Below are 23,067 nucleotides of genomic sequence, written 5' to 3' on the forward strand. Positions count from 1 at the left end.
ACTTTATTTAATTAAAGTTATATAGTATTATAGAGTTATCAGAACTTAAAGTCAATTAAAAGGAGCGGAATTTTCATGTTTGACTACCATATGCACAGCACATTCTCGGCGGATTGCGAAGAGCCAATGGAGAAAACGATAGAAAGCGCGATAAAAAAGGGACTGACAGAAATCTGCTTTACGGAGCATGTTGATTATGATTATCCGGACCCGACAATTTCGTTTGATCTGGATTACCAGGCCTATGATCGGAAAATAAAAGAGATGCAGCAGAAGTACGCAGACTCCATCGGAATTAAGAAAGGTGTGGAAGTTGGGATTGAGCCTTGTTATGTTGGACGCTTCGGGAAAATGCTAGATGAGGAGACATTCGACTTTATTATTTGCTCAATGCATGTGTCAGAGCGAAAAGATCTGCACTCCGGTGACTTTTTTAAAGGGAAGACGGTTGATGAAGCATACGAAATATATTACAGAGAGCTTCTCGATTGCGTTCGTCGCTTTGATCGATTCAGCATCCTTGGGCATGTTGATCTCGTCAAGCGCTACACAAAGGAGAAGGCGAAGAACAATTTTCATGAACTGATTGGAGAGATTTTTAACGTAATCATCCCACGAGGGCAGGGAATTGAACTGAACACATCCGGTTATCGCTATGGACTAGGTGGCGGGATGCCGAGTACGGATATCCTTAGACTTTATAAAGAGTGTGGTGGGGAAGTGCTCACACTCGGATCAGATTCACATGTCGCAGAAACCGTTGCTTATAAGTTCAAAGAATCACTAAAGCTATTCCAGGATATTGGGTTCAAATATGTGACAACCTTTAATGATATGAAACCGACATTCCATCCAATTAGTAAGCTGATCTAAATTTGTTAACGACGCCTTAATTAGGCGCCTTTTTTGTTTTCTTAAGAGCATGACAGCCAACTGGCAAGGAATATTAAATGGAAATCGGCCGCTCTACCCTGATACACGTGAACAGCTGGCAACTATTTTGAAAGGTTTTTTAAAGTATACGATGCTGAATTAATAAGGAAAGCAGTAGAATTCTTTCGACATTCTTTAGAATAACCTAAAGAGATATTAGAATTACACTAGATTAAATAGTTCTGCAAACACTAAATTTAAAGCAAAAGCCAAAATGCCTTCGCATCAAAATTTCCGCTCAAAAATGCTATAATGGATACGAATATAATATAATGAAGCAAGTATCCCCACCCATTGGAATGTGGGTGGAATAAGTATAGAGGATGAGTGGTTGATGGATGCAATCCTGAAACAGTTGAGGGAAATTTTAAAAGAAGGCAATGTTGAAAAAGATCTTGAACTGAAGACACATACGTATACACATCTTGGCGGAAAAGCGGACTATTTTGTCATGCCGGGTTCATATGAAGAAGTACAGCAAGTTATCCAATTTGCTAACAAAAACAATTTACCGTTTACGATGCTTGGAAATGGCTCCAACTTGATTATCAAAGATGGCGGTATCCGTGGCATTGTAATGAATCTGCATAACTTTAATAAGGTCATGACTGACGGCACAAAGCTCATTGCACAGAGTGGGGCTCGTATTATTGACGCATCCCGCAAGGCGCTTGAAGCAGAACTGACTGGTCTTGAATTTGCTTGTGGTATCCCGGGTTCAGTCGGAGGCGCATTGTTCATGAATGCCGGTGCCTATGGTGGGGAAATCAAGGACTGTCTAGAAAGTACAATAGTCGCTACAAAAGATGGAGAGCTGCTGGAATTGCAGGCAGCTGACCTGGATCTTGATTATCGCACGAGCAATATACCAGACAATGGCTATATTGTCCTTGAAGCGACTTTTGCTTTAAAACAGGGGGATCCTGCAGGAATCAAGGCTGTCATGGATGACCTGACAGAAAAGCGTGAAACGAAACAGCCGCTTGAATATCCTTCATGCGGGAGTGTGTTTAAGCGCCCGCCAGGCTATTTTGCAGGTAAGCTTATTCAGGATAGTGAACTGCAAGGCAAATCGATTGGTGGAGCGGAAGTATCGACAAAGCATGCTGGCTTTATCGTCAATAAGAATGATGCTACTGCAGCAGAGTATATCGCCCTAATTGAATTTGTTCAGAAAACGGTAAAAGAAAAGTTCGGTGTCCAGCTGGAACGTGAAGTGCGCATCATTGGGGAAGACAAATAAGAAGGTTAAAGCAGCATGGCTATTCGGCCATGCTGCTTTGTTTATGTTGTGCTATGATGTGAGGAAACGGGTTGCACTGAAGAGAGGAGAGCGTTTAATGAAAAAAATGATAATTTTTGCTTTAAGTTGTACCTTTGCACTTCTTGGCTTTTTAGTAATAGCCGACAATGGAGCAGCAGCTTCTAGCAAAACAATGTACGTCACAGCCGACTCCCTGAATGTTAGACAAGCTCCTTCTATAAAAGCGAAGATTGAAACGAAAGTGAAGAAACATACAGCCCTTATAGTGCAAGAAGTGGACGGTTCATGGAGCAAAGTAACTGTGAATCAGCAAACCGGATGGGTCTCCAGTAAATATCTTACCTTAAAGAAACCGCAAAATTATGCCAATCGGCTTAAGACAATTGATAAGAATAGCCAGCTCATTCTTGTTACTTCCAATGGTGGGAAATCGAGTAAAGCGGATATCATGACATATGATAGAAACAAAAAGGGGAAATGGGTTCTCCGCATGAAAGTGAAAGGACATATCGGAAAGTATGGATTTACTACTAATAAAACAGAAGGTAACAGTGAGACACCAGTTGGCAAGTACACAATTGGGACAGCCTTCGGACAAAAAGGTAACCCGGGTACAAAGCTTCCTTTCCGTAATATAACAAATGATGATGTGTGGGTAGATGATCCATCGTCCAAGCTCTACAATACATGGCAATCGAGAGAAAAGACAGAACACATGTGGAAAAGTGCCGAAAATATGAATCATAAATTGTATAAATATGGGTTTGTGATTAACTACAACACGAAGCGTATCCCGAACAAGGGGAGTGCGATATTCTTCCATATCGGTAACAGCTATACTTTGGGATGCACAGCGACTAGCGAAACGAATGTAATCAGAATCCTTAAATGGCTCGATCCAAAGAAGGAGCCGGTCATCATCCAGACACCTTTGAACGCATTAAATAAATATTAAAAAAAGCGCCTGATGCGATATTCGCATCAGGCGCTTGCCTTATAATTCTAGCATTCCTTGCTCCTCAATCTGTTTCTCCAGTTGTATATCCCATCGGTCAAGAAATGTGTTCCAAACCCGTGTATACCGGCGTTCTTCCAACTTATTAATAAGAAGAAACTCAATGCATGGAACCGCGTAATCTGCTAATTTGTTTGGTTTTTCCACCGATTTGATTACAACTTGAGTATTGTCTGCATCCAATTCAGATTCTGTTTGCAGAGTCGTAATCAGTTGTGTTTCTTCCAATTCTTCTCCATCAGTCTTAAATACCCCAGCCCAACGATAGATACTTGTCTGTTCGACTGAATCAAGCTCACGTTCTCCACCGATATATTCGCCGTGACAAGGGCTGTAGAAAAGTTTTTTCTCTTCTTGCTCAGGGGGATGTTCGTAGATACCGGATTCTAGCCGTGATTTCCCCAATTCGGTTAATTGATATACGTCCTCATCCTTATTGATCATCTCGGCAATCTGCATCCTCCGAATCAAGTCCTCAGCAAAAATAGGTTCAACGCTTAAAAACGAAGCGAGTTCTTTGGCTGAATTTATATCCATCTTTTGAACTGTGATGAGAATCATCTTCATAAGCACATCCATTGTCGTTCTCTTGACTGTGTTGAAGGAGAGCTGATGGAGTTCGATAGGCAATGACCAAGATGCATTAGCCAAAATTTCAACATCAGATTGTTTCTGCAACTCTGCTTGCAGTTTACTCACCAGTTTATCCATGCATTTGTTGCTCCTTCACAGTGCGAATTTTACCTTGGTGTTGAACTGTTTCGTAAAGTCTCTGGTACATATCCCGCGCTTTCTCGTTCTTCGTTCTGGAAGCAAACATTTCAGAGCTGCCAATGATGATGAGTAACTCCCGTGAGCGAGAGAGGGCAACATTGAGACGACGGTAATCTTTGGCAAAGCCGATATCTCCGCTTGATTCGTCGTGATTGCGAACGAAGCTCAAGATGATGATATCCATTTCCATGCCTTGGAATTTATCGACGGATCCGGTACGGCAATGAAGATGCTTTGGTCTGATTTCCTGATCAATCAAATGGTTGATCCGCTTTACTTGTTCACCATAAAAGCTAATGATACCGACGCTTTTCTTTTCATTATCTGAGATGCGTCCAGCCGCTTTTGCTAGTTCAGTTGCACTTTCCAAATCTAGGAGTGATTCACGGATCAATTGGAGCTCTGCTTTATTGAACCGGCTTGTCCCACCTTTTGGTTTCTCTTCAAAATAGGCATGTTCATTCGGTGTATCGATCCAGAGAAGATGTTCTTCTCGTTGGATTAACGGGCTCTCAAGCAGATGATCGCGTGCAAGATCCGAATCGGGAAGACCACATTGCAGTTCGTAATTCCCTTCCTTATAAAAAGGAGATATCGTTGACATTATCCGTTCATGCATGCGGTACTGAATGCTGAGCATCGTTTTATTCTGCTTTGGAAGAGTACGGAAGAGTCTTTCAAACAATGATTCATTAAGGAGCTTGCGTAATCCCTGCTGCTCATTGGATTCTTGTGTATGGATGAATTCATCCATCGTTTCCTGGCCGATTAGTGGAGGCAATTGATGGTGGTCGCCGACAAGAATAATTTTCTTTCCTTTTAGCATTGGTAACAGAAGTTCTGGTGGTGTTGCTTTGGAAACTTCGTCAATGATGACAACGTCAAATTCCGGATAGTCTTCCATGAACGCTTTGGAAGCAGAAGCGACACAGGTTGTTCCGATCACATTCGCATGTTGGACATACAACTTGCGAATTTCATCGAGGTCATATTCACTCGCTTCTTCAAGCAGCAATTCCCATTGTCGCTGCAACTCGATACGGATTGGAAGCTTGTTCTGTTCCTTCTTCAATTGATCAAGTTCTTCTTCTCCTTCAGCAATGCTGTCTGTCAATCCCTTAAGTTCATTTTTAATTTCAGGATTTAGCCGGTCTTTTTTATCGGCAATCTGCTCACTTATATGATCGAGTTGCATTTCCATCTCGTCTTTCTCTTTTTGGGAAAGTGCCAAAACATCTTCGGCTTCCTGAACTGATACCTTTAAAACAGCTTGCTGATTCTGGGTAACATCCAATCTAGTAACTGCTTCTTTAATATTCGCAAGTTGTTCCTCGCATTCGAGTATGCCTGAGTGAACATTTTCAAGACCGGTTGCAAGCTCTGCCTCTGTCATATTGAATTCATTCAAATTCTTTTCAGCCAATTGGACAGCGAGAGAATTCCTCTCTTCGGTTAAAGTATGCAAACGCTGCTGGAAAGCTTGTTTTTCCTCGTTAAGTTCTGACAATCGTCTCATGAAATATGAGCGTGTACCTTTCTTAATGACGGTAAAAAGACGTTTTACTTCTTGACGAATTTGCATTTGCTGTTGAATGGCATGTCCCATTTCCAATACTTCATCGAGCTTTCCGTAGAGGTGGGAAAGATTGTTTGCCAGTTTTTGAAGGACTAAAGTCTTTTGCTCTGGATGGCCAGGCATAGCGAGCAGTTTTTTTGTTTCCGGTCTGATCAGAAAACGGCCAATCTGGTCGACCATGTCATGCATCTCAGGAATGGTTCCAAATGTATTGGTAACCCGCTTCGGAATCTGACCGAGAGGGAAAGCTTGTCTATGCAATGTTTCTTCGATTTTTGAAATGGCATTGCGAAGTCTTTCATGCAACTGTTTCACTTCATCAATCTGATAGGGAAGAGAAGTGATGCCATGACCAATCCGGTTCATTTCTCCAATATCAAGTGTCAGATCGAGGGGGAGTTCCATCCCATTTTCCTCGAACAGCTGTTGCAATTTATCAATCTTTTGAACTCCGGGCAGACACCCACTCATTTTTTCATAAACGGTCTGCTCTTTATCAATTTCTGGAATGCGGGTAGTCGCAGTTGCAAGAGAGCTCTCTGCATTTTGCAATTGTTTATTCAACTTGAATACCTTTTCGATCTCTTCCAGTCTTCCAAGTTCTTTTAGTAGTTTTGCGTTATTAGCTTCCAAAGTTTCTGCTGCAGGTTCTTTTTCAAGTAATCCCTGCAACTCGTCGATTTCGTTAATAATTGAATTGAGTTCCTGTTTACGCTGCTTCAAAATGTTCTCTGAATCTAACAGCTTTTCTTGAACTTTGCTTAAAACCTTATCTTTCTCAATTCTGTCTCTTTGTAAATGTTCCAATTCCTGCTCTAGCTTATGTTGAATTGCGAGCTCTTCCTTAAGAGCTTCCTGACGGGTGTTCATTTGATTAATGGTTTTCTCCAACTCAGTGATCTCATTTTGCAATTCAGTCTGACGGGCAACAGTCTTTTGCAAATCTTGCCGCACATTTTCAAGTGTTCCGTCACGCCAATGAAGAGCGACATTTTCCTCGATAAATTTCCTGCCTTCTTCCTCAATGCTCTCTGTTCTTCCATAACGCAATATACGGATGGCGGGATCGGAAAGCAGACGGCCAAGTGCGTTATCGACTGCAAGATTGGATTGCGAAGCGACAAGCGTCCGCAGTCCTGCTTTTACATTCTGATAGCAGATTTCTGAGATTACCGTCGTCTTTCCAGTTCCAGGAGGACCCTGGATCACATATAGATCGTTCGCCTTCATTGCACCGGTAACAGCTTCTCTTTGAAATTCATTAAGGTTATTGTGAAAATCCAAATCAAATTTTTTATTATTTATTTTAACGAGCGGTCGTTCTGCGAAAAGGATTTTCTCTAAGTTGGCATTGGCTGCGAGGCCATCCTCAAGATCTTTAAATCCTTTGCGCAATCTGCGTATTTGAGTTAAAGAGGCAAAATTGGAAAGGGTAATTTTCCCATTTGGAGCAGGAAGCTTATTTGTCTCACGGGCAGCCTTTTGCAAAGGTCTTTTTAGCTCAACTTCGACAATCTGCTTGCCTTTGTTGGCATTAACTACTTGTCCGAGGTCAACTGAAGGACTTTCCAATTTGACACTAAAGCCTTGCAATTGTCTCCAATTCTTTGCTTTAAGACCATTACAATGCAGACGAACCTTTGTGAAGTCTCCGGAAAAAGAATAAGTGGAGAATGTGCAGTGTATATCCTCAACATCCGCTTGGCTTTCCGCAATCTGCAAATAACCTTCCCAGCTCTCAATTTGTTTCTTTACATATTCGGAACGCTCCTCGGCAACAGGCAACCCTTGTAATGTCATATGGATGTCAGCAGCAAGCGGGAGGCCTGGACGGTTCAATTGAAAATCAAAAAGCCCTTGATAACGCCGGTTCGTCTTTACTGACTCTCTAGTCCCACGGACATGGAAACCGGTCGCAAGAAGTCCGTCTGATTTTAATACACACTGCATGACAGCGACACGCGCATCTAGTTTCTTACCGAGCCGAGGATTTGTCTCCGGGTCGAAATAAAAAGCATAAGAATGATTTCCTTGCCGGTTGAGGGGTTGTTTCTCCACATGGACATCAAAAGCAGATTCAAGTGCAAAGAAAGTCTGCTCATTTGCAAGCCATTTTCGTATACCATCTCGTGCGTTATTCGTCATGGCAAGGCTGCAGCGAATCGTCTGCTGTATCTTTTTAGTCATCATTATTCTGCAAATCCTTCTAATATATAGGAAGCCGGATCGTTCGGCATTTCAATGAATTTTGTAATCAAGGCAATCACCTCTAATGCTCTATTATAGCGGAAAACCGACTCAAGGCAATTTACGAAAATGTCGGACCATTCACTAAGATTGTAGTGAGAAAGAAGGTAGTGAATCGTTTTGCATTGGTTATAGAAATCAGACTGATAGAAGGGAAGAAATATCCTTTCATGATCATCAAGTGTTATCAGGTTTTGTAGTTTTTCAATTTAACTGTAGTTAGTAGAGCAGTTTTCATAAATAAAGAAGCACCACTTTGGCTACGTTTTTCCAAAATGGTGCTTCTAAAATATTGTTAAGAGTGCTCAACTCATACTTCTGAATCTGTGAAGGAAGCTTTGCAATCGTTCATTATTTGAGTGCTGCAAAACGTCCTCTGGTTTGCCGTCTTCGGCAATGACGCCTTCGTCTAGGAAGATGACACGGTCGGCAACATCTAGAGCGAAGTCCATTTCATGAGTGACGAGAACCATGGCCATTTCACCTTCATATGCAATATCGCGTATTACTTCGAGCACTTCACCGACAAGCTCAGGGTCCAGAGCGGATGTGACTTCGTCGAATAGCATAATTTTTGGCCGCATGACAAGTGCTCGTGCCATAGCAACGCGTTGTTTCTGCCCGCCGGATAGTTGGCTCGGATAGTTGTCAAGCTTGTCTCCAAGGCCCACTTTCTCAAGCATTTCGATTGAGCGCTTACGGGCAGAGGCCTTGTTTTCTTTTTGTACATGAATTGGAGCTGTCATGCAGTTTTCCAGAATGGTCATATGCGGGAACAGATTGAAGTGCTGGAAGACCATTCCGATTTCCCCGCGGACGGAGCGAAGGTGCTTTTCATTGGCGCGGACAAGTTTTCCGCCTTTCTCCATTTGCCACAAATTATCGCCTTCAACGATAATTTGGCCGGAAGTTGGTTCTTCAAGAGTCATGAGCATGCGGATGATCGTCGTTTTACCAGAACCGCTCGGTCCGATAAGCGCAATCTTTTCAGCTGGTCGGATGTCCAGATTAATTCCCTTTAACACATCAACATCGCCAAATGATTTGTGAACATCTTTGAACTGAACGATGGGGTCTGTCATAACGGTTCACTCCTTTTTATCTATTATACAATCAGGCAATCGCTTTCTTCTTGTCAAATTTGAAATTCATTCGTCTCTCGAGCCAGCTGGTCAGCAGGGAAGAGATATAGCTAAGTGCGAGGAAGAGCAGAGCGACAATCGTCAAGGGCTCTAGGTAGTTCCAGTATTGATCGCCATAGTCTTGTGCGAGCCGCATGATGCCGACAACTCCGATTGTGGCTGCCAGAGGCACTTCTTTAAATAGGATGATCAAATAGTTACCGAGCATTGGAATCATCGGAGGCAAAGCCTGTGGCAAAATAATTTTTATCCATTTTAATCTTGTAGGGAAGTTGAGTGCCTTAGCAGCTTCCCACTGTCCTTTGTCTACGTGATTTATGCCGGAGCGATAAACTTCGCTGATGTATGTACTGAAGTGGAGCCCAAGTGCAATAACTGCGCAAGCAAAAGGCGAGATTGTCGCGCCGACATAGGGTACGGTAGGCCAGCCATAATAAATGAAGAACAGTTGTACGAGTGGTGGTGTCGAACGAATGAATTCCATAATCCAGGTGAACAGCCAACTAAACGGTTTAACAGGAATGCGGCGCAGGAATAGCCATACAAAACCGAAGAGCAGTGCAAATATGTAGCAGGTGACAGTAAGACCGAGTGTAATGCCAATTCCTTTTACAACGAACGGAAAAGCATCAGAGAATGTTTCCCAACTCCATCCATCAGTCATTCACTAGCAACTCCTTTCTTTGAGAATCCTTCCATCTTGCGTACGAGCCAGATGAGTGGCAGTGCAAGGATGAAATAGGCGATAAGTATTAACAGGTAGACGTTTGATGATTCAGCGAGATGTGTGCTGCGGTATAGGTTTCCGTAATAAAGCATATCGGAGAGCCCAATTAGTGATACGAGAGAAGTTGCTTTCAGCATTTGAATCAAGTAGTTTCCGAATTCCGGCAGCATCATTCGTGTGGCCTGAGGCAATATGATGAGGCGCATACGTTGGAACCCGGTCATATTAAGTGCAATGCCTGCTTCCGTCTGTCCTTTTGAAACTGCGAGTATCGATCCGCGAACAATCTCCGACATATAAGCCCCATAGTTGAGTGAAATCGCAATAATGCCAGCCCAGATGTCCGAACCAATATCAAAATTGAATAGGATTGGAAGTGCGTAGTATAGCCAGAAGAGCTGCACAATAAGAGAAGTCCCGCGGAACACTTCAATATAGAATCCAACGAATTTACGAATGAAGATGTTTTTGGAAAGGCGTCCAAGACCGGAAATGAAGGCAATTATATAGCTAAAGAATGCCGAACCAATTAGAACAAGGATCGTAATGCGCAGACCTTTTAATAAAATAGGAAATATTTCAGTAAGAGTATCCATATCACTGCTCCTTTGCTAGTTAATTAGAATAATCCATGGAATCATGAATTCCGCGTACCGGAAGAGATTCCATGGATTACCGTTAATTAAATATCGAGAAAGACTTAAAAATTACCACTGCATACTTTCTCTGTTGTAATATCATCGGCGACCATGTTGGACTTCTCACTGAATCCGTTTTGTTCGAGCAGTTTGGCAACTGTGCCGTTGTCTTTTAATTCCTGCAACTTTTCATTGTAGGCTTTACGCAAGTCATCGCTGCCTTTTTTAAAAGCAGCAGCACCATAGCTTGGATTACCTTCCACTTTAGGTTGTTTAAAGTCTTCAACGAATTCAAGCTTGTCCGAATTTGCTGATTCAAGTGCCATTTTAATTGTCATCTCTGTACCTGTTGTGGCATCAGCACGTCCTGATTCAACAGCAGAGAACGTGGCGGGAATATCAGAAGCAGCTTGAATTTGTTTAGCATCTACGCCGATTTCTTTCAAGAATCCATTCTCTGTGGCACCGGACATGACAGATACCTTGATATCTTTGTTATTTGCTATATCTTCATAGCTGTGTAGTTTTTTCGGATTGCCTCTTTTGACAATCAGACCCTCACCGTAGGTCATTTCTGGCTCGCCAAATGCAACGCTTCTGCAGCGATCGGGCGTAATTGCCATACCAGCCGTTATAACATCGAATTTACCTGCTTTCAGTCCGGGAATAAGCTGGCTAAAGTCGGCAAGTTTTCCTTCGACTTCATCAACTCCAAGCTCTTGGAAAACAGCTTTTGCGATGTCAACTGCAGCTCCTTTAAGCTCGTCTCCTTCCTGATAGGCATAGGGTTTTTCGTTGGCAAAACCGATGACAACTTTCCCTTTATTTTTAATTGTTTCAAGCTGGTTCTTTTCACTTGCTTTGCTGTCTTTGCTATCGGATGAGCCGCAAGCTGCAAGCATGAGCGTGACTGAGAGCAATACAATCGCAGTAAGAATTTTTTTCACTTTTTTATGTACCCCCTGTTTTAATCTGTTTGGAAAAGGCCATTTTCAATTTGTGAATAAACTGTCGAAAAAGTACCTGTTATTAATCTTAGATATAATACAGAGCTACTTCAAACAGAGGAAAATGAGAAAAATCAGTATATTTAACCATATACCTAGGTTAAGAGTTAAAAATCTCCACTTTGCCAAAACATACTCCTAAATAGTTGGATTTGCTGTAAAATACAGGATTAAATTATTGTTTTGTGGAAGTTCTGGTATTGCCGGATAAAGAGAGGGCGGTTATACTGATTAAAATGACTGGAGGAGGTGCGTGGCATGCTCGTAGCAAGTATTGTCAGTGTCGTCTTGACATTGCTCGTGCTCGTACTGTCATTCGTGACAATCCAGAAAGGCTATGCGTTTAAACATACGGTTGATCCGTTGGAAACAGCCCGGAAAAAACGGGAAGAGAATACTTAAATACAGGAAACCCGCTTCACAGAAAATGTGAGCGGGTTTCTATTTTGGCATATATCCTTCTTTCAGCTGGCTGATTGTAAGTCCGAAGTCCATTTGTAAATGAGGGTAGTCTTTGAAGCCAGGCCAGTCGCCGCCCCACTCAAATCCAAGTTCTTTTGCTAGGTCAACAACTTCCATCCAATCTGCTTTTCCATTGCCATTTCCATCATAATTCATGTCCCAAATGGCTTCACCTTGGGAATTTTTCAATGCGAAGTCTACCGCCAGTCCGTAGTTATGGTATGATTCACCACCACGCGCATTCGTTACAATACTTCCTCCGGATGTTCTGCCTTGGGCATACAGCTCATCCTGGTCTGCGCTGCTACGGAAGTCATCGGTGATGAACATCGTGATCCCTCTATTTTCAGCTCTTTGAATTAGCTCATTTGTCTTATCTTCCACAGCAGGATAGAGTCCGGTTGGTACTTTTCCGTCTGAAGTATAGGCATAAGCTTCTCCGTCTGGAGTCTCTTGAGGCGAGCTTAAGAAATGATAAATCGTCAAAACGGCCGCCAATAGGATGAGCCAGCCAATCACATCTCTTATAAAACGTTTCATGTGTTCTCCTTTCTAAAACATCAAGATCCGCACTGTCTATTTAGCTTTTATTATACAGGAAAAGCATTTCCCGTGCTTATGCAATCAATGGCAAACTAGGAAATCTGTCTTCATAAAGAAATTTACCGTACGGAGAACTTTGATAAATTGAATAATAGCGTTAAGGATAGAGTTGGGGAGTGTGACAATACAGAGGTCATTTTAAACGATATAGTATCTTTGCCATAACAGAAGAGTGACTTAACTTAACTAGTTAGACAAAGAAGTCCCTGAACATTTTCGAGTGTCTATTTATATTTGAGCTAAGCAGCTTGCAGCTAGTCCGTGCACTCTTATATCATCTTGACTTTGCAGCGTGCTGGATATATATTTAAGGAAGTATATTGATGCAATGAAGCGGATTAGTACATTCCTGTTTTTCCGATATCAGAGAGGGGAGCATATGCTGGGAACTCCCTATTGGAACGGATTGGAACCTGCCGTTGAGCACGCCACGATAAGCTGGCGCGGTGCATGGCCGTTATCCATTCAAGTGTGCAGAGTTTCCTTTTCTGAGGATGTTTGCAAACAAGGGTGGTACCACCATGCTCGGTCCCTTATTTTGAGGACGGAGCTTTTTTTGTGTTTAAAAATATTACATAAAGCGGGTGCAATCAATGGGCAAGAAAAACAAGCAGTTTGTCGAGAAAGTCACTGCAATGGAAGATGATTTCGCACAATGGTATACGGATGTAGTCAAGCAGGCCGAACTTGTGGATTATGGTCCGGTACGAGGCACGATGATCATCAAGCCTTATGGTTATGCAATTTGGGAAAATATTCGGGACGAGATTGACCATCGTATTAAGGAAACAGGTCATCAGAACGTGAGCTTCCCAATGTTTATTCCAGAAAGTCTCTTGCAGAAAGAAAAGGATCATATTGAAGGTTTCGCTCCCGAAGTAGCTTGGGTTACACATGGAGGAGAAGAGGAGCTACAGGAACGTCTTGTAGTCCGACCAACTTCTGAAGTACTTTTCTGTGAATACTACTCTAAAAATATCCACTCTTACCGTGACTTGCCTATGCTCTATAACCAGTGGGCAAACGTTGTGCGTTGGGAAAAGACGACACGTCCATTCCTTCGTTCACTTGAATTCCACTGGCAGGAAGGCCATACAGCACATGCGACACAGGAGGATGCAGAGCAGGAAACGAACAGAATGCTTGATATGTATGCTTCTGTATGTGAAGAGATACTCGCAATTCCTGTACTTAAAGGGCGCAAGACAGATAAAGAAAAATTCGCTGGAGCGGAATATACATTAACAATCGAAAGTCTGATGCATGATGGGAAAGCCCTTCAATCCGGTACTTCGCATTACTTCGGTACAGGCTTTGCGGATGCATTCGATATCCGTTATTTGGATAAAGAAGGCAAGCAGCAACTCGTCCATCAGACTTCATGGGGAATTACAACACGCATTATCGGTGCATTGATCATGGTTCATGGTGACAACCGAGGCCTTGTCGTACCACCACGCATGGCACCAACTCAAGCGATGATCGTACCGATTGCCCAACATAAAGAAGGCGTACTTGATAAAGCTTATGAACTTCGTGATCGACTTAAGAAAATTGCCCGCGTTGACATCGATGCAAGTGACAAGATGCCTGGCTGGAAGTTCAACGAGTACGAAATGAAGGGTATTCCGATCCGTATTGAAATGGGTCCGAAAGATATCGAGAACAATCAAGTTGTCCTTGCTCGCCGTGATACAGGGGAGAAGGAATTTGTTGCTCTTGAAGACTTGGAACTTCGTCTGCCAGCGCTCTTGGAAGAAATCCAAAAAGATCTCTTCGATAAAGCACTTGCACATCGTGAGGAAATGACATCTGTAGCTAAGACAATGGATGAGTTCGGTGAAATCCTTGAATCCAAAGGTGGTTTCATCAAAGCGATGTGGTGTGGCGATGAAGCTTGCGAGGATAAAATCAAGGAAGAATTCTCTGCTACTTCCCGATGCATTCCGTTTGAACAGGAAAAGGTTTCTGAGACTTGTGTTTGCTGTGGCAAGCCGGCTAAGGAACTCGTTTACTGGGGTAAAGCTTATTAATATAAGAAAAAAGACCGAGCGTCCGTATGGGAGCTCGGTTTCTTTGTGTTGCTAAGATATTAAAGCAAACGTTCAATTTCCGGCCCAATCTTCTCAGGTTTTGTTACTGGAGCAAAGCGTTTAACGACATTTCCATTTCTATCAACCAGAAATTTTGTGAAATTCCATTTGATTTTCTCACCAAGAAGTCCCGATGTTTTCTCGGTCAAATATTTAAAGAGGGGATGGACATCTGGACCTTTCACATTCACTTTCTTATAGAAGGGGAAGGTTGTACCATAGTTTAAATTGCATTGGGTGGAAATGTCACGATCGCTAAGCGGTTCTTGATTCATGAATTGATTACACGGAAAGCCGAGTACATGGAATCCTCTGCTCTTATACTTCTGATAGAGAGCCTCAAGTGCCTCAAGTTGAGGGGCAAAACCACAACCAGTTGCTGTATTGACGATCAGGAGAACATCACCTTGAAAAGTATCCATTGAAGCAACAGTTCCGTCAGGGGATTCAATGCTGTACTTGTAAACGGACAAGTTCAATCACTCCAATCCTTATTGGTTGCAGACAACATATCATAGGCTGGATGAAAGTGCCAAGAACAATGAAAAAGCAGATTCGCGCAATGACGAGTCTGCTTTTTGTATTATGCGTGTGTTGGAAGGCTTTCGCCAATCGCTTCAAGTCGTGCTTGTACTTCATCTTCTGAAAGCTCATGTTCTTTAACGTACATGTTGCGTGGGCTCACACGGCACTCATGTGTACACCCTCGCAAGTACTTATGTTCATTCTCCTCAGAGCAGAGGAACTGGCGATTGCACTCAGGGTTTGCGCAGTTAATATAGCGCTCGCATGGTTCGCCATCAAAGTATTCACGGCCAACAACAACATGTTCTTTCTGGTTAACTGGAACTGCAATGCGCTCATCGAATACGTAGCACTGTCCATCCCAAAGTTCGCCTTGAACTTCAGGGTCTTTTCCATAAGTTACAATACCACCATGCAGCTGGCTAACATCTTCAAAACCTTCACGCTTAAGCCAGCCGGAGAATTTCTCACAACGAATTCCGCCAGTGCAGTATGTGAGGATGCGTTTGCCTTCAAGCATTTCTTTATTATCACGGACCCATTCCGGCAATTCACGGAACGTCTCGATATCCGGGCGTATCGCACCGCGGAAATGTCCGAGGTCGTATTCATAATCATTGCGGGCATCGAGCACGATAGTGTCTTCAGCCTGCATTGCTTCAAACCACTCTTTTGGTGACAAATACTTTCCTGTCAATTCTTTTGGCTTAATATCGTCTTCCAGGCTCAAGTTGACAAGCTCCGGACGCGGACGGCAGTGCATTTTCTTGAATGCATGGCCATCGTGGTCGTCAATCTTGAAAATTGTATCATGGAAGAGTGGGCTATTTTTCATCATGTCCATATACTGTTCAGTCTGCTCATAAGTACCTGAAACAGTGCCATTAATACCTTCTTTGGCAATAAGGATGCGTCCTTTTAGACCGAGATCCTTACAGAACTTCAAATGTTCATCTGCAGTCTGTTCAGGGTCTTCAATCTCTACATAGTTGTAGTAAAGTAAAACGCGATATTGTTCTGTCATCAGTTGGAACCACCTGTCATTTATATTTGCAAGATACAAATGTCGGTTCGGATATTTGATTTTTCATCTTGCACAAACGGTATTATATCAACGTTTTTTGCAATTTTCAATGGGGGTTGCAGGGATAATTGCATGAAACTATTGAATTGGAAAGGGCATGCAAAACTAAAAGTACAATAAAACTCTTGTATCCCTATTGTGTATAAATATGCGAACAGACGCAGAAGTAAAAACTGTTATATAATAAATTTATAAATAAAATAGGTGCGGAAAGGATTTTGGGAAATGGCAAGAATTATTATAGTTGGCGGTGGCATTCTTGGTGCAGCGACAGCATATCGACTCGCAAAAGCAGGAGCGGATGTAACTCTCATTGACTCAAAAGATCCGGGACAGGCTACAGATGCTGGAGCTGGCATTGTTTGTCCTTGGGTATCCAAAAGGCGTAATCCGGATTGGTATGCATTGGCAAAAGGCGGAGCACGTATTTATCAAGATTTGGTTAAAGAGCTAGAAGATGATGGCATTACAGAGACAGGTTATGCGAAAGTCGGTTCCCTCAGCTTGCAGGAAGAAGGCCATAAGCTTCAGGAATTGTACGATATTATTTTGCAAAGAAGAGAGGGTGCTCCGGAAATCGGTGAAGTCGAGCTAATTGGTGAGCATGAAGTTCGAAGTCGCTTCCCTCTATTGAGGAGCGGATTTGGAGCTGTCTATGTATCAGGAGGAGCACGAGTAGATGGCAGGCTGCTAAGAGATGCCTTGCTGGATGGGGCTCGTCTATATGGGCTTAAACAAGTGGAAGGAAAAGCATTCCTTCTTCGGGAAGGGAATCGAATCCATGGTGTTAAAGTAGGAGATAAGGAACTTGCAGCCGATCAAGTCATTGCTGTTAATGGAGCATGGATGCAAGAGCTTCTCGAACCTCTGTTTACTGACAGCGGACTTTATTTCGATGTCAGGCCACAGCGGGCGCAGATTATCCATCTCGAAATGACAGGTATGGATGGCAGCGAGTGGCCGGTTGTAAAATCACCCTTTAATCAATATATGCTCGTATCAGGCAACCGGCTTATTGTCGGAGCGACCCAGGAGAACAATACCGGATTTGATCGTCGTATGACTGTGGGTGGGATTCATGAAATTCTCCACAAGGCTTTGGATCTAGCTCCTTCTTTAAGGGAAGCTACCGTGGTGGAGACTCGGGTTGGCTTCAGACCGATGACCCCGGAGTCTGTGCCAGTAATGGGACTGATCCCAGGGTATGAGAATCTGTATGTCGCAAACGGGCTTGGATCGTCAGGATTGACAATGGCGCCTTACATGGCAAAGCAGCTTGCTAGCCTCGCGCTTGGAGAGCAGCTGGATGTCGAGATTGAAAATTACAAGCCGAGCAGAATTATAAAGAAGAAACGATAAATTCATTCGTATTCCATGTTTAGTTTATCTGTTGGAAGGAATACTTCAGATAAACGAATGAAACAAGGAGTGTGAACTAATGGATAAAAAAGAAGTGAAAAAAGCAGTTGAGAACATCCTGGAAAACAGTTATGTTGGAACGATGTCTACAATAAGCAATGACAAGCCTAATGCTCGTTATATGACGTTTTTCCATGATGATCTGAAACTTTATACAATTACAAGCAAGGAAACACATAAAGTTGACGAGCTCGAGAAAAATCCGTATACGCATGTGTTGCTCGGATACGATGGCGAAGGATTCGGAGACGATTATGTAGAATATGAGGGCAAGGTAAAGCAGAGCGATAATCAGAAGCTGATTGACAAGCTGTGGAATGATAAAATGGGCTACTGGTTTAATGGTCCGGATGACGAGAGAATTCTAATTCTCGAAATTGAACCGCTGCACGTCCGCCTTCTGAATAAAAAAGGCCAGCCTTCACAGGAAATCGATCTTTAAATTGATGGAGTAGCTTGACTTTTTTGAATCATTTCAAAAAAAAATGCAGTTTTTAAAAATATTTATCTAATTCGCTTGCATTTTCCAATTGAAAAGGGTAAAGTAATAAGAGCAAAAGGAAATTGAAATTGGAATAATACTTTACGATCTCTTTGAACAAAGCGGTGTAAAAGTATTTATCATCATTCAATTACTTTGCACGATATTTGTCTAAGGAGGTCATTTAAATGACTGGTAAAGTAAAATGGTTTAACGCAGAAAAAGGTTTTGGTTTCATCGAACGCGAAGACGGTGACGATGTATTCGTACACTTCTCTGCTATTCAAACTGAAGGATTCAAAACGCTTGAAGAAGGCGAAGATGTAGAATTCGAAATCGTTGAAGGCAACCGTGGCCCACAGGCTGCTAACGTAACTCGCCTCTAATTTGACGATTACTATACAGCGAGAAAAAGGCTTATCTTTCGAGATAAGCCTTTTATTTTTTATTTTTTCTTCGGAGGAATAGCGAATGGAACGGAAAGATATTGAATCCCAAGTAATTGAAAGCTATAAAAAAGATGAACAGATGATGATTCTTGTCTTCGCTCAGTGGTGCATTAATCATGAGCTTGATCCTGAGGAACTTTACATAAAAGCTTATCCTGAGCAGGTGAAGAACCCGGCTCTTCATCATGCACTGGAGTTAACTGTACCGAAAACCGAGGCTGGAGAAATTGCAGACGAGACACTGTTTAATGTGCTTGACCTGTTTGGTAATCATGACCTTGCCTTCATCGTCCAGGAAGAAATAGAAAAACGGAAGCAATCCTGATAGGTAGGAGAGCTTCCGTTTTTTTTGCATGATATCTTATCTTTTAGAAAGAAGAGTGCTTTATCTTTCCAAATACTTGATTAAAGCCTGTGTTCCGCTGTCTTCTTCGCCCATTTCAGCCAATTGTTTATAAAGATCAAGTGCGAGTGTAAGACTTGGAAGTTGAATGCCCATCTCAACAGCGCTTTCCAAAGCAATTGTCATATCTTTAATGAAATGTTTTACATAAAATCCTGGTGCATAATCGCCCTTCAGCATACGTGGACCGAGATTCTGAAGAGCCCAGCTGTTCGCTGCTCCGGATGAAACAGTTTCTATCATTTGGGCAGGATTGAGTCCTGCTGCCTTAGCATATACGATTGCTTCACAGACACCCATCATGTTTGATGCATTCGTAATCTGATTGCACATTTTTGCATGTTGGCCTGAGCCAGCAGGACCATGAAGCATCAAATTCGTTCCCATTGTTTCGAAAATGGGACGCAAATAGTCGAAAGCTTCAGGGACGCCGCCTGCCATAATGGCGAGCGTAGCATTCTTGGCGCCGATATCTCCGCCTGACACCGGAGCGTCTACTGCATGAATTCCTTTTTTAGCTGCTGCTTCAGCGATTTTCTGGGCGAGCAAAGGCTTCGAAGTTGTCATATCTACAAGATAGCTTCCTTCTTTAGCATTATTGAGCAAGCCTTCTTCTCCAAAATAGACTTCCTCTACATCTTTTGGGTAGCCGATCATTGTGATAATGATATCTGATTCACGGGCAAGTTCAGCGACAGTTTCTTTCCAGAAGGCTCCCGCGGCGATCAAGTCAAGCGCCTTTTCCTGCGTTCTTGTATATACGTTCAATGGGTAGCCTGCATTCTGAATATGACCTGCCATGCTTTTCCCCATGACGCCCGTTCCGATAAAGCCGACAATCGGTTTTTTCTGGCTTGTCATTATGTACATCTCCTTTTCCAGACAATTTTCCTTTTCCTTCATTGTAATTCAATTTAGAATAATAATACAGAAAAGAAAGATGGTGCAGAATTATGAAATGGAACATCAAGAAATTCGAGGAATTCACGATTGATGAATTGTATGAGGTCATGAAACAGCGTTGTGATGTATTCGTAGTAGAACAGCATTGCATGGATCTTGATCTGGATGGATTGGACAGGGTTGCAGAACATTGTTTCTTAAGAAACGAAGACGGAACAGTCATCGCTTATTGCCGGCTGCTTCCTGCAGGTACAAAATATTCATTGCCTTCAATAGGACGAGTCCTCGTTGCTAAGGAGTACCGTCGCCAAGGTTATGCGACAAAGCTTATGGAAAAGGCAATTAGCCATATTGAAAGAGAATGGAAAGAAGAGGAAATTAAAGTACAGGCGCAAGCTCATTTGCAGGACTTCTATGGTTCTCTTGGCTTCAACGCTGTATCAGAAGTTTATGAAGATGTTGGCATCCCACATATTGACATGATTCGCAAAGGCTGAACAGGAATCAAAGCAACCGCCTCCGCGCATAGTAAGACAAAACAGTTGCGGGGAGGCGAAAGATTTGATCTCAGATTCACAACGCGAAAGCTTAAAGCAGGAACTTCAGCAGAGACAAAATTTGCTAATTGAACAAGTCCAAGATCATTACGGACAGACATTAGAGCTCGTTAAGGAATCGATGAGTGAGCTGTCCAATTATGATAATCATCCTGCAGATATGGGGACAGAACTGTTTGAAAGGCAGAAGGACATCGCGCTTAATGAACATACTGAGAAGGAGCTCGAAGACATCAATTCAGCACTTCATTCTCTAGAGGCGGGCACGTATGGTCTATGCAGCGCATGCGGCCGCGATATTCCTTTTGAAAGGCTTGAAGCTGTACCGACAACGGATCGCTGTATTGAACATGCCGATCATCAGCCGGTTTATGAAAACAGACGACCGCTGGAAGAAGGGATTTACAGTCCGAATATAAATCCTGATGAGCTAACAGAAGAGACACAAGTTGGCTATGATGCCGAGGATACTTGGCAGGATGTAGCACGCTATGGAACTTCAGAAAGTCCTTCTGATTTTTATGAACCTAAAGCAGATTACGATGAGATGTATCCGAACAGTGACGAATTTGTCGGAGAAGCTGAGGCGATTGAGGGAATTGCGGCAGCCGATATAACAGGTAATTATGATGGCATCGCGAACAATTTCACTGGTTATGCCGATCTTGTCGACATTGAGAAAGAAACGGATTAACCGCAAGCGGGGAAGAGCAATCGTCTGCTTTTCCCGCTTTTCTTTTATGCTTGAGAAGAATTTTGTCGATTTAAGCAAAAAACGTTTTTCATTTAATTGAACACATGCTATAATATGTAAGTTACAGATCCTGTTAGAAAAGAGGAACTACACTTATGAACTTGCGAGAAGATATTCGTAATATCGCGATTATTGCTCACGTTGACCACGGTAAAACGACATTGGTTGACCAGCTTCTTAAATATTCTGGAACATTCCGAGATAATGAACAAGTTGACGAAAGAGCTATGGACTCTGGCGATATCGAGAGAGAACGCGGCATTACAATTTTAGCTAAAAATACAGCAATTAAATATAAAGATCATACAATTAACATCCTTGATACACCTGGTCACGCTGACTTCGGTGGTGAAGTAGAACGTATTATGAAAATGGTGGACGGCGTACTACTCGTCGTTGACGCATACGAAGGTTGCATGCCTCAGACACGCTTCGTATTGAAAAAGGCATTGGAGCAGCGTTTGACACCAATCGTTGTTCTTAACAAGATTGACCGTCCGAACGCTCGTCCGTCAGAAGTTATTGATGAAGTACTCGACCTCTTCATCGAACTTGGTGCAGATGATGACCAGCTTGAATTCCCTGTTATGTACGCTTCAGCCCTTAACGGGACATCTGGTGAAGAACCAGAAGATCAGCAGGAAACAATGGATCCGATCTTTGAAACAATTCTTGAACATATTCCTGCTCCTGTTGATAACGCTGATGAGCCGCTTCAATTCCAGGTTACACTTCTTGACTATAACGAATATGTTGGCCGTATCGGTGTTGGTCGTGTATTCCGCGGATCAATCAAAGTTGGTCAGCAAGTTGTCGTCATGAAAGAAGACGGTACGAAGAAATCATTCCGTGTTTCAAAACTATTCGGCTTCATTGGCTTGAAGCGAATTGAGATTGAAGAAGCGAAAACTGGTGATATCGTTGCAGTAGCCGGTATGGAAGATTTGAACGTTGGTGAAACAATCTGTCCAGAAAGCCATCCGGAGGCTTTGCCAGTTCTTCGTATTGATGAGCCTACTTTGCAGATGACTTTCCTTGTGAACAACAGCCCGTTCGCTGGTAAAGAAGGTAAGTACATCACATCTCGCAAAATTGACGAGCGTCTTATGACACAGCTTGAAACAGATGTTTCTTTGCGTGTAGACCCAACTGACTCTCCAGATGCGTGGACTGTTTCCGGACGTGGAGAGCTTCACCTATCAATTCTTATCGAAAACATGCGCCGAGAAGGCTACGAATTGCAGCTTTCTAAGCCGCAAGTAATCCTTAAGGAAATTGACGGTGTTACATGCGAACCGATTGAGCGTGTCCAAATTGATGTCCCTGAAGAATACACTGGACCAGTTATGGAATCACTTGGAGCTCGTAAAGGTGAAATGCTCGATATGGTGAACCACGGAAACGGACAAGTTCGTCTTGAGTTCAAAGTGCCATCACGCGGCTTGCTTGGTTACTCAACTGAATTCATGACTCAAACACATGGTTATGGTATCCTGAACCACACGTTTGAAGAGTACGGTCCGGTTATCAAGGGTAATGTCGGTGGACGCCGTGAAGGTGTTCTCGTAGCACTTGAAAACGGTAAAGCATCCACTTACGGTATTATGGGTCTTGAAGACCGTGGTATCATCTTCGTTAACCCAGGTACAGAAGTATACGCAGGTATGATTGTCGGTGAACACAACCGTGAGAACGACCTTACAGTTAACATTACGAAAGAAAAGCATCTGACAAACGTCCGCTCAGCGACGAAAGATCAGACTTCAACAATTCGTAAAACACGTCAGATGTCTCTTGAAGAAGCACTAGAGTATCTTGATGATGATGAATATTGCGAAGTTACACCGCAATCTATCCGTCTTCGCAAGAAAATCCTTAACAAAAACGAACGTGAAAAAGCATCGAAACGCAAAAAAATCTAACTTTCTGATTGGGACGTATGCACCTCTGTGTGCATGCGTCTTTTTGCTTTGCACAAAGAGGTATCCTGTTTCAAAAAGCGGTTGCAGGG

22 protein-coding genes are annotated in these 23,067 nt (G+C 42.7%); 12 read left to right on the forward strand and 10 right to left on the reverse strand.

What is annotated here, in order from left to right; all coding sequences use genetic code 11:
• Positions 1-75: 75 nt before the first annotated feature.
• From QR721_RS02410 to QR721_RS02420, 3 genes are all read left to right on the forward strand, one after another.
• Positions 76-873: a histidinol-phosphatase HisJ family protein gene (locus QR721_RS02410; RefSeq protein ID WP_348028834.1), complete on the forward strand. Its 798-nt coding sequence runs from the start codon at positions 76-78 to the stop codon at positions 871-873.
• A 394-nt stretch (positions 874-1,267) separates the two neighbouring features.
• Positions 1,268-2,176 (forward strand): UDP-N-acetylmuramate dehydrogenase, encoded by a 909-nt coding sequence (gene murB / locus QR721_RS02415; protein ID WP_348028836.1) that lies wholly within the window; start codon positions 1,268-1,270, stop codon positions 2,174-2,176.
• A 97-nt stretch (positions 2,177-2,273) separates the two neighbouring features.
• Complete coding sequence (locus tag QR721_RS02420; RefSeq protein ID WP_348028838.1) at positions 2,274-3,152, forward strand: SH3 domain-containing protein; 879 nt, start codon at positions 2,274-2,276, stop codon at positions 3,150-3,152.
• Between the two features lie 39 nt (positions 3,153-3,191).
• On the opposite strand, the gene QR721_RS02425 is transcribed toward QR721_RS02420, so the two are convergent.
• The 6 genes from QR721_RS02425 to ehuB form a co-directional block, all read right to left on the reverse strand.
• Positions 3,192-3,923, reverse strand: a complete 732-nt coding sequence (locus QR721_RS02425) for a hypothetical protein (protein WP_348028840.1) — start codon at positions 3,921-3,923, stop codon at positions 3,192-3,194.
• Positions 3,916-7,752, reverse strand: coding sequence for an AAA domain-containing protein (locus QR721_RS02430; RefSeq protein WP_348028842.1), 3,837 nt, complete (start codon positions 7,750-7,752; stop codon positions 3,916-3,918). The genes QR721_RS02425 and QR721_RS02430 overlap by 8 nt, the downstream gene beginning before the upstream one ends.
• A gap of 362 nt (positions 7,753-8,114) precedes the next feature.
• Positions 8,115-8,891 carry an ectoine/hydroxyectoine ABC transporter ATP-binding protein EhuA gene (ehuA, locus tag QR721_RS02435; RefSeq protein WP_348028844.1) on the reverse strand — a complete coding sequence of 259 codons (777 nt, stop codon included), beginning with the start codon at positions 8,889-8,891 and terminating at the stop codon, positions 8,115-8,117.
• Positions 8,892-8,922: 31 nt separating this feature from the next.
• The gene (gene ehuD / locus QR721_RS02440) at positions 8,923-9,615 is read right to left on the reverse strand and encodes an ectoine/hydroxyectoine ABC transporter permease subunit EhuD (RefSeq protein ID WP_348028846.1); all 693 of its coding nucleotides are present in this window, start codon (positions 9,613-9,615) and stop codon (positions 8,923-8,925) included.
• Positions 9,612-10,274, reverse strand: coding sequence for an amino acid ABC transporter permease (locus QR721_RS02445; RefSeq protein ID WP_348028848.1), 663 nt, complete (start codon positions 10,272-10,274; stop codon positions 9,612-9,614). Before QR721_RS02445 ends, ehuD begins: the two co-directional genes overlap by 4 nt.
• A gap of 104 nt (positions 10,275-10,378) precedes the next feature.
• Positions 10,379-11,263: an ectoine/hydroxyectoine ABC transporter substrate-binding protein EhuB gene (gene ehuB / locus QR721_RS02450; RefSeq protein WP_348028850.1), complete on the reverse strand. Its 885-nt coding sequence runs from the start codon at positions 11,261-11,263 to the stop codon at positions 10,379-10,381.
• Between the two features lie 318 nt (positions 11,264-11,581).
• Here ehuB and ytzI point away from each other — a divergent pair, with 318 nt between their 5' ends.
• Positions 11,582-11,725 carry a YtzI protein gene (gene ytzI, locus QR721_RS02455; protein WP_348028852.1) on the forward strand — a complete coding sequence of 48 codons (144 nt, stop codon included), beginning with the start codon at positions 11,582-11,584 and terminating at the stop codon, positions 11,723-11,725.
• 39 nt (positions 11,726-11,764) lie between these two features.
• Here the strand turns inward: ytzI and QR721_RS02460 are convergent, their stop codons facing one another.
• The gene (locus QR721_RS02460; protein WP_348028854.1) at positions 11,765-12,325 is read right to left on the reverse strand and encodes a M15 family metallopeptidase; all 561 of its coding nucleotides are present in this window, start codon (positions 12,323-12,325) and stop codon (positions 11,765-11,767) included.
• A 656-nt stretch (positions 12,326-12,981) separates the two neighbouring features.
• On the opposite strand from QR721_RS02460, the gene proS reads away from it, so the two are divergent.
• Positions 12,982-14,421, forward strand: coding sequence for a proline--tRNA ligase (gene proS / locus QR721_RS02465; RefSeq protein ID WP_348028856.1), 1,440 nt, complete (start codon positions 12,982-12,984; stop codon positions 14,419-14,421).
• Positions 14,422-14,480: 59 nt separating this feature from the next.
• Here proS and QR721_RS02470 read toward each other — a convergent pair whose 3' ends face one another.
• Both QR721_RS02470 and trhO read right to left on the reverse strand, forming a co-directional pair.
• Positions 14,481-14,954 (reverse strand): glutathione peroxidase, encoded by a 474-nt coding sequence (locus QR721_RS02470; protein WP_348028858.1) that lies wholly within the window; start codon positions 14,952-14,954, stop codon positions 14,481-14,483.
• 110 nt (positions 14,955-15,064) lie between these two features.
• Entirely contained in the window at positions 15,065-16,030 is a 966-nt protein-coding gene (trhO, locus tag QR721_RS02475; RefSeq protein WP_348028860.1) for an oxygen-dependent tRNA uridine(34) hydroxylase TrhO, read from the reverse strand.
• Positions 16,031-16,315: 285 nt separating this feature from the next.
• Between trhO and QR721_RS02480 the strand changes: the two genes are divergently transcribed.
• The 4 genes from QR721_RS02480 (at position 16,316) to QR721_RS02495 (ending at position 18,764) form a co-directional block, all read left to right on the forward strand.
• Positions 16,316-17,449, forward strand: coding sequence for an NAD(P)/FAD-dependent oxidoreductase (locus tag QR721_RS02480; protein ID WP_348028862.1), 1,134 nt, complete (start codon positions 16,316-16,318; stop codon positions 17,447-17,449).
• A 79-nt stretch (positions 17,450-17,528) separates the two neighbouring features.
• Complete coding sequence (locus QR721_RS02485; protein WP_348028864.1) at positions 17,529-17,951, forward strand: pyridoxamine 5'-phosphate oxidase family protein; 423 nt, start codon at positions 17,529-17,531, stop codon at positions 17,949-17,951.
• Positions 17,952-18,178: 227 nt separating this feature from the next.
• A complete protein-coding gene (locus QR721_RS02490; RefSeq protein WP_348028866.1) occupies positions 18,179-18,376 on the forward strand; it encodes a cold shock domain-containing protein in 198 nt (65 codons plus the stop codon).
• An 85-nt stretch (positions 18,377-18,461) separates the two neighbouring features.
• A complete protein-coding gene (locus QR721_RS02495; RefSeq protein WP_348028868.1) occupies positions 18,462-18,764 on the forward strand; it encodes a hypothetical protein in 303 nt (100 codons plus the stop codon).
• A 60-nt stretch (positions 18,765-18,824) separates the two neighbouring features.
• Here QR721_RS02495 and QR721_RS02500 read toward each other — a convergent pair whose 3' ends face one another.
• A complete protein-coding gene (locus tag QR721_RS02500; protein ID WP_348028870.1) occupies positions 18,825-19,703 on the reverse strand; it encodes an NAD(P)-dependent oxidoreductase in 879 nt (292 codons plus the stop codon).
• 92 nt (positions 19,704-19,795) lie between these two features.
• Here QR721_RS02500 and QR721_RS02505 point away from each other — a divergent pair, with 92 nt between their 5' ends.
• From QR721_RS02505 to typA, 3 genes are all read left to right on the forward strand, one after another.
• A complete protein-coding gene (locus tag QR721_RS02505; RefSeq protein ID WP_348028871.1) occupies positions 19,796-20,242 on the forward strand; it encodes a GNAT family N-acetyltransferase in 447 nt (148 codons plus the stop codon).
• Positions 20,243-20,306: 64 nt separating this feature from the next.
• Positions 20,307-20,996, forward strand: a complete 690-nt coding sequence (locus QR721_RS02510) for a TraR/DksA C4-type zinc finger protein (RefSeq protein WP_348028873.1) — start codon at positions 20,307-20,309, stop codon at positions 20,994-20,996.
• 155 nt (positions 20,997-21,151) lie between these two features.
• A complete protein-coding gene (typA, locus tag QR721_RS02515; protein ID WP_348028875.1) occupies positions 21,152-22,978 on the forward strand; it encodes a translational GTPase TypA in 1,827 nt (608 codons plus the stop codon).
• Positions 22,979-23,067: the final 89 nt, after the last annotated feature.

Source organism: Aciduricibacillus chroicocephali, from assembly GCF_030762805.1.
Taxonomy (GTDB): domain Bacteria; phylum Bacillota; class Bacilli; order Bacillales; family Amphibacillaceae; genus Aciduricibacillus; species Aciduricibacillus chroicocephali.

What these genes read in the sequence shown, in the direction of transcription:
- QR721_RS02410 (WP_348028834.1), top strand. Translation starts at nt 76, where the DNA reads ATGTTTGACTACCATATGCACAGCACATTCTCGGCGGATTGCGAAGAG.
- murB (WP_348028836.1), top strand. Translation starts at nt 1,268, where the DNA reads ATGGATGCAATCCTGAAACAGTTGAGGGAAATTTTAAAAGAAGGCAAT.
- QR721_RS02420 (WP_348028838.1), top strand. Translation starts at nt 2,274, where the DNA reads ATGAAAAAAATGATAATTTTTGCTTTAAGTTGTACCTTTGCACTTCTT.
- QR721_RS02425 (WP_348028840.1), bottom strand. Translation starts at nt 3,923, where the DNA reads ATGGATAAACTGGTGAGTAAACTGCAAGCAGAGTTGCAGAAACAATCT.
- QR721_RS02430 (WP_348028842.1), bottom strand. Translation starts at nt 7,752, where the DNA reads ATGATGACTAAAAAGATACAGCAGACGATTCGCTGCAGCCTTGCCATG.
- ehuA (WP_348028844.1), bottom strand. Translation starts at nt 8,891, where the DNA reads ATGACAGACCCCATCGTTCAGTTCAAAGATGTTCACAAATCATTTGGC.
- ehuD (WP_348028846.1), bottom strand. Translation starts at nt 9,615, where the DNA reads ATGACTGATGGATGGAGTTGGGAAACATTCTCTGATGCTTTTCCGTTC.
- QR721_RS02445 (WP_348028848.1), bottom strand. Translation starts at nt 10,274, where the DNA reads ATGGATACTCTTACTGAAATATTTCCTATTTTATTAAAAGGTCTGCGC.
- ytzI (WP_348028852.1), top strand. Translation starts at nt 11,582, where the DNA reads ATGCTCGTAGCAAGTATTGTCAGTGTCGTCTTGACATTGCTCGTGCTC.
- QR721_RS02460 (WP_348028854.1), bottom strand. Translation starts at nt 12,325, where the DNA reads ATGAAACGTTTTATAAGAGATGTGATTGGCTGGCTCATCCTATTGGCG.
- proS (WP_348028856.1), top strand. Translation starts at nt 12,982, where the DNA reads ATGGGCAAGAAAAACAAGCAGTTTGTCGAGAAAGTCACTGCAATGGAA.
- trhO (WP_348028860.1), bottom strand. Translation starts at nt 16,030, where the DNA reads ATGACAGAACAATATCGCGTTTTACTTTACTACAACTATGTAGAGATT.
- QR721_RS02480 (WP_348028862.1), top strand. Translation starts at nt 16,316, where the DNA reads ATGGCAAGAATTATTATAGTTGGCGGTGGCATTCTTGGTGCAGCGACA.
- QR721_RS02485 (WP_348028864.1), top strand. Translation starts at nt 17,529, where the DNA reads ATGGATAAAAAAGAAGTGAAAAAAGCAGTTGAGAACATCCTGGAAAAC.
- QR721_RS02490 (WP_348028866.1), top strand. Translation starts at nt 18,179, where the DNA reads ATGACTGGTAAAGTAAAATGGTTTAACGCAGAAAAAGGTTTTGGTTTC.
- QR721_RS02495 (WP_348028868.1), top strand. Translation starts at nt 18,462, where the DNA reads ATGGAACGGAAAGATATTGAATCCCAAGTAATTGAAAGCTATAAAAAA.
- QR721_RS02500 (WP_348028870.1), bottom strand. Translation starts at nt 19,703, where the DNA reads ATGACAAGCCAGAAAAAACCGATTGTCGGCTTTATCGGAACGGGCGTC.
- QR721_RS02505 (WP_348028871.1), top strand. Translation starts at nt 19,796, where the DNA reads ATGAAATGGAACATCAAGAAATTCGAGGAATTCACGATTGATGAATTG.
- typA (WP_348028875.1), top strand. Translation starts at nt 21,152, where the DNA reads ATGAACTTGCGAGAAGATATTCGTAATATCGCGATTATTGCTCACGTT.